The organism is uncultured Ralstonia sp., assembly GCA_913056305.1.
Classification (GTDB): Bacteria; Pseudomonadota; Gammaproteobacteria; order Burkholderiales; family Burkholderiaceae; genus Ralstonia.
Genome location: CAJXMR010000267.1, coordinates 1 through 5637, shown reverse-complemented (window position 1 = coordinate 5637; position 5637 = coordinate 1). Strand labels below are relative to the sequence as shown.

Sequence of the window (5637 nt, the reverse complement as noted above, 5' to 3'; positions counted from 1 at the left end):
GCAAGACAAAGAAAGTGAGTCAGCCCCGGCAGGGGATGAAACAAGGGATGCACCAAAAGTACAAAAACAAAAACCAGCACATCAGAGAAGAGCACGGAGACATGGAAACCTACGACTACATCATCATCGGCGCAGGCTCCGCCGGCTGCGTCCTGGCCAACCGCCTGACGCGCGACCCGGACGTCTCCGTGCTCCTGCTCGAGGCAGGCGGCAAAGACGACTACCACTGGATCCACATCCCCGTCGGCTACCTGTACTGCATCGGCAACCCGCGCACCGATTGGCTCTACCGCACGCGCGCAGAACCGGGCCTGAATGGCCGCTCCCTCGGCTACCCACGCGGCCGCGTGCTGGGCGGCTGCTCGTCGATCAACGGCATGATCTATATGCGCGGCCAGCGTGAAGACTATGACGGCTGGGCCGCCCTCACCGGCGATGATTCGTGGAGGTGGGACGCCGTGCTGCCGCTCTTCAAGGCCTCCGAGAACCACCACGGCGGCACCAACGCATGGCACGGCGCCGACGGCGAATGGCGCGTCGAGCCGCAGCGCTTGCACTGGGAGGTGCTGGAAACCTTCATCGAGGCGGCGGTGCAGGCCGGCATCCCGCGCACGAATGACTTCAACCGCGGCGACAACTTCGGCGTCGGCTATTTCGAGGTCAACCAGAAGCGCGGCATCCGCTGGAGCACGGCCAAGGGTTTCCTGCGGCCGGCATCGGAGCGGCCGAACCTGACCATCGTCACCGGGGCGCAGGTGCGCACGCTCACGTTTGACGGCAAGCGCTGCACGGGCGTGATGTATCGCGGGGCGGGACGGGACTACACCGTGGCCGCGCGCGAGGAGGTGGTGCTCTCGGCCGGCGCGGTGAATTCACCGCAGTTGCTGGAGCTGTCGGGCATCGGCCAGCCGGAGCGGCTGCAGGCGCTGGGCATGACGGTGCGGCACGCGCTGCCGGGCGTCGGCGAGAACCTGCAGGATCATCTGCAGCTGCGCAGCGTGGTCAAGGTCCACGGTGTGCCGACGCTGAACACGCGCGCGGCGCACTGGTGGGGCAAGGCACTGATCGGCATGCAGTACGCCTTCAACCAGAGCGGGCCGATGAGCATGGCGCCGTCGCAGCTGGGGGTGTTCGCGCGCTCGAATCCGTCGGTCACGCGGCCCGATGTCGAGTACCACGTGCAGCCGCTTTCGCTGGACAAGTTTGGCGAGCCGCTGCACGCGTTCAATGCCTTCACCGCCAGCGTGTGCAACCTGCGGCCGACCTCGCGCGGCGCGGTGCATATCGCCTCGGCCGATCCGTTTGCGGCGCCGGTCATCGCGCCCAACTATTTGTCGACGGAGGAAGACCGCAAGGTCGCCGCCGATTCGCTGCGCTTGACGCGCCGCATCGTGTCGCAGCCGGCACTGGCGAAGTACCGGCCCGAGGAGTATCTGCCTGGTGCTGCCGTGCAGAGCGATGAGCAACTCGCCCGTGCCGCCGGCGACATCGGCACCACCATCTTCCACCCGGTCGGCACCTGCCGCATGGGTCGCGCGGATGACGCCAACGCAGTGGTCGACGCGCAGCTGCGCGTGCGCGGCATCGAGGGCCTGCGCGTGGCGGATGCGTCCGTCATGCCGACCATCACCTCGGGCAACACCAACTCGCCGACGATCATGATCGCGGAGAAGGCGGCGGAGATGATCGTGGCGGCGCGCAAGGCGCGGGCACGGGGTGAGGCGGTGGCGGCCTGAGCGGCTGTCACAACGCTGCAACATGACACCGGCGTCATATTCATAGACAATCCGTATCTGTCCGATACGTAACTCTACGTAACCCCATCGACGGGCTGCGAAGCCAATGCTGGCGCGGGTTTGCCGGTTGTAAGCGAGGGCTCAGGCGCCTCGGTACAAACCCCGATGTATTGCGACGCAGCACCCGATGACAATCATCCGCACCAAAAATAGGCGGGAGACAGCAGGGAATCATGGCGCAGGACATCATTCTCGAAACGCGCGGACTCACGAAGGCCTTCAAGGGCTTCACCGCTGTGTCCGACGTCAACCTGCGGGTGCGGCGCGGGTCGATCCACGCGCTCATCGGCCCGAACGGCGCGGGCAAGACCACCTGCTTCAACCTGCTGACCAAATTCCTGGTGCCCACGCGCGGCACCATCCTGTTCAACGGTGTCGACATCACGTCCGAGAAGCCGGCCCAGATCGCCCGCCGGGGCGTGATCCGCTCGTTCCAGATCTCTGCCGTGTTTCCGCACCTGTCGGTGATGGAAAACGTTCGCGTCGGGCTGCAGCGCCAGCTCGGTACGGCCTATGCGTTCTGGCGCAGCGAGCAATCGCTCAACGTGCTGAACGACCGCGCGATGGAGCTGCTGGAGCAGGTCGACCTCACGCAGTTTGCGAACACCGTGACGGTGGAGTTGCCCTACGGCCGCAAGCGCGCGCTGGAGATCGCCACCACGCTGGCGATGGAGCCGGAGCTGATGCTGCTCGACGAGCCCACGCAGGGCATGGGCCACGAAGACGTCGATCGCGTGACGGCGCTCATTCAACGCGTAGCGCAAGGGCGCACGATCCTGATGGTCGAGCACAACATGAACGTGGTGTCGTCCATCGCTGACAAGATCACGGTGCTGCAGCGCGGCCAGATCCTGGCCGAGGGCCCGTACGAAGACGTCTCGAAGAACCCGCAGGTGATGGAAGCCTATATGGGCACCGCCGACGCGGCGCTGGAAGGCCACTAACCGGCGCTGACCGGTCTTTCGATGCGGCCGCGCGCCGCCTCATGAACGCAAGCGAACGCTTGACCCGAACACACGAGAACATTGCATGAGCACGCCCGCGCTCCAGATCAAGGACCTGCACGCCTGGTACGGCGAATCGCACATCCTGCATGGCGTCGACCTGACCGTGAACCGCGGCGAGGTCGTCACGCTGCTCGGCCGCAACGGCGCGGGCCGCACCACCACGCTGCGCGCCATCATGGGCCTGGTCGGCACGCGCAAGGGTTCGATCGTCGTGCACGACACGAGCGGCCAGGGCGTCGAGACCATCGACCTGCCCACGCACAAGATCGCCCACTGCGGCATCGGCTACTGCCCGGAAGAGCGCGGCATCTTCTCCAGCCTGTCGTGCGAAGAGAACCTGATGCTGCCGCCGGTGCTGAAGGGCCAGGTCGCCAAGAGCGGCAACGCGGGTATGAGCGTGGCCGAGATCTACGAGATGTTCCCCAACCTGAAAGAGCGCCGCCAGAGCCAGGGCACGCGCCTGTCGGGCGGCGAGCAGCAGATGCTGGCGGTCGGGCGCATCCTGCGCACCGGCGCCAACCTGCTGCTGCTCGATGAGATTTCCGAAGGGCTCGCGCCGGTGATCGTGCAGGCGCTGGCCCGCATGATCCTGATGCTCAAGAAGCGCGGCTACACGGTGGTGATGGTGGAGCAGAACTTCCGCTTTGCCGCGCCGCTGGCCGATCGCTTCTATGTGATGGAACACGGCCGCATCGTCGAGCGTTTCGAGGCGGCGCAGTTGCAGGACAAGATGCCGGTGCTGCACGAATTGCTCGGCGTTTGATCGATTTGCAGGACCTTTGCGCGGCGTGATCCGCCGTGCCGTACGACACAGGAGACAAGACCATGACACTCAAGAAGCTGGCTGGTGCACTGATGGCGGCAGGGCTGGGCATTGCGGCGTTCAGCGCCCACGCCCAGGTGAGCGGCGACAAGGTGAAGATCGGCTACATCACCGACCTCTCCGGCCTGTATGCCGACATCGACGGCCAAGGCGGCGTCGAGGCGGTCAAGATGGCGATCGAGGATGCGGGCGGCAAGGTGCTCGGCAAGCCGATCGAACTGGTCACGGCCGACCACCAGAACAAGGCCGACATCGCCGCCTCCAAGGCGCGCGAGTGGATGGACCAGCAGGGCATCGACATGCTGCTGGGCGGCACCAACTCCGCCACCTCGCTGGCGATGAGCAAGGTGGCCGCCGAGAAGAAGCGTCCCTTCATCGCCATCGGTGCCGGCACCGCGCGCCTGACCAACGAGGAATGCACGCCGTACACGATCCACTACGCGTATGACACGGTGGCGCTGGCCAAGGGCACCGGCAGCGCGGTGGTCAAGCAGGGCGGCAAGTCGTGGTTCTTCCTGACCGCCGACTACGCCTTCGGTCACTCGCTGGAGAACGACACCGCGGCCGTGGTCAAGGCCAACGGCGGTACGGTGGTGGGCTCGGTCAAGCATCCGCTGTCGGCGTCGGACTTCTCGTCGTACCTGCTGCAGGCGCAGTCGTCCAAGGCGCAGATCCTGGGCCTGGCCAACGCCGGCGGCGACACCATCAACTCGATCAAGGCGGCCAAGGAATTCGGCATCACCAAGTCGATGAAGATCGCCGGCCTGCTGATGTTCATCAACGACGTGCACAGCGTTGGCCTGCAGACGGCTGAAGGCCTGCTGATGACGGACAGCTGGTACTGGGACATGAACGACGCCAGCCGCAAGTTCGCCAACCGCTACTTCATGAAGATGAAGAAGATGCCGAGCAGCCTGCAGGCGGCCGACTACTCGGCGGTGTCGAACTACATCAAGGCGGTGGCCGCCGCCGGCACGGACGATCCGGACAAGGTGATCGCCCAGCTCAAGAAGATGAAGATCGACGACTTCTACACCAAGGGCACCATCCGCCAGGACGGCCGCGGCATCCACGACATGTACCTGCTGCAGGTGAAGACCCCGGCCGAATCGAAGAAGCCGTGGGACTACATGAAGGTTGTGGCGACCATCCCGGGTGACCAGGCCTTTGCAACGCAAGCCGAGTCGAAGTGCGCGCTGTGGAAGAAGTAAGTCTGTAAGCAATCCGGCGCCGCTGCCCGCGTGGGTGGCGGCGCGGTCTACGTTGTGTTGGTGTCTTAGTGTCTCTTACCTGACCGCGATGGAAATCTTTGGCGTTCCGCTACCGGCCATGCTCAGCCAGCTGCTGCTGGGTCTGGTCAACGGTTCCTTCTATGCGATGTTGAGCCTGGGCCTTGCGGTCATCTTCGGGCTGCTCAACGTCATCAATTTCGCGCACGGGGCGCTGTTCATGCTGGGCGCGGTGCTCACGTGGATGGGCCTGTCCTACCTCGAGTTGCCGTACTGGGTGATGCTGGTGGTGTCGCCCTTGGCTATCGGGCTGGTGGGCGTGGTGATCGAGCGCACCATGTTGCGCTTCATCTACAAGCTGGATCATCTCTACGGCCTGCTGCTGACGCTGGGCGTCACGCTCGTGATCGAGGGCGTGTTCCGCGCGATCTACGGCGTGTCGGGCCTGCCGTATTCGGCGCCTGAGGCGCTGCAGGGCGCCACCGACCTCGGTTTCATGGTGCTGCCCAACTATCGCGCGTGGGTGGTGGTGGCCTCGCTGACGGTGTGCTTCGCCACCTGGTTCATGATCGAGAAGACCAAGCTGGGCGCCTACCTGCGCGCCGGCACCGAGAACCCCAAGCTGGTCGAAGCCTTCGGCGTGAACGTGCCGCTGATGGTCACGCTCACCTACGGCTTTGGCGTGGCGCTGGCGGCGTTTGCCGGCGTGCTGGCCGCCCCGGTCATTCAGATCTCGCCGCTGATGGGGCAGAGCATGATCATCACCGTGTTTGCGGTGGTGG

The 5637-nt window shown here is 65.1% G+C and carries 5 protein-coding genes; all 5 read left to right on the top strand.

Translation table 11 applies throughout. From position 1 onward, the window contains the following. Positions 1-101 precede the first annotated feature (101 nt). Complete coding sequence (locus QZ609_RS23945; protein WP_295500194.1) at positions 102-1736, top strand: choline dehydrogenase; 1635 nt, start codon at positions 102-104, stop codon at positions 1734-1736. A gap of 233 nt (positions 1737-1969) precedes the next feature. Continuing rightward, on the top strand, positions 1970-2740 hold the full coding sequence (locus QZ609_RS23940; protein ID WP_295500191.1) for an ABC transporter ATP-binding protein: 771 nt from the start codon (positions 1970-1972) through the stop codon (positions 2738-2740). Between the two features lie 85 nt (positions 2741-2825). Then, positions 2826-3566 (top strand): ABC transporter ATP-binding protein, encoded by a 741-nt coding sequence (locus QZ609_RS23935; protein WP_295500188.1) that lies wholly within the window; start codon positions 2826-2828, stop codon positions 3564-3566. A gap of 62 nt (positions 3567-3628) precedes the next feature. Further along, positions 3629-4837, top strand: a complete 1209-nt coding sequence (locus QZ609_RS23930) for an ABC transporter substrate-binding protein (RefSeq protein WP_295500186.1) — start codon at positions 3629-3631, stop codon at positions 4835-4837. Positions 4838-4925: 88 nt separating this feature from the next. Beyond that, positions 4926-5637 (top strand): branched-chain amino acid ABC transporter permease (locus QZ609_RS23925; RefSeq protein WP_295500183.1); only part of this gene is annotated, 712 nt, incomplete at its 3' end.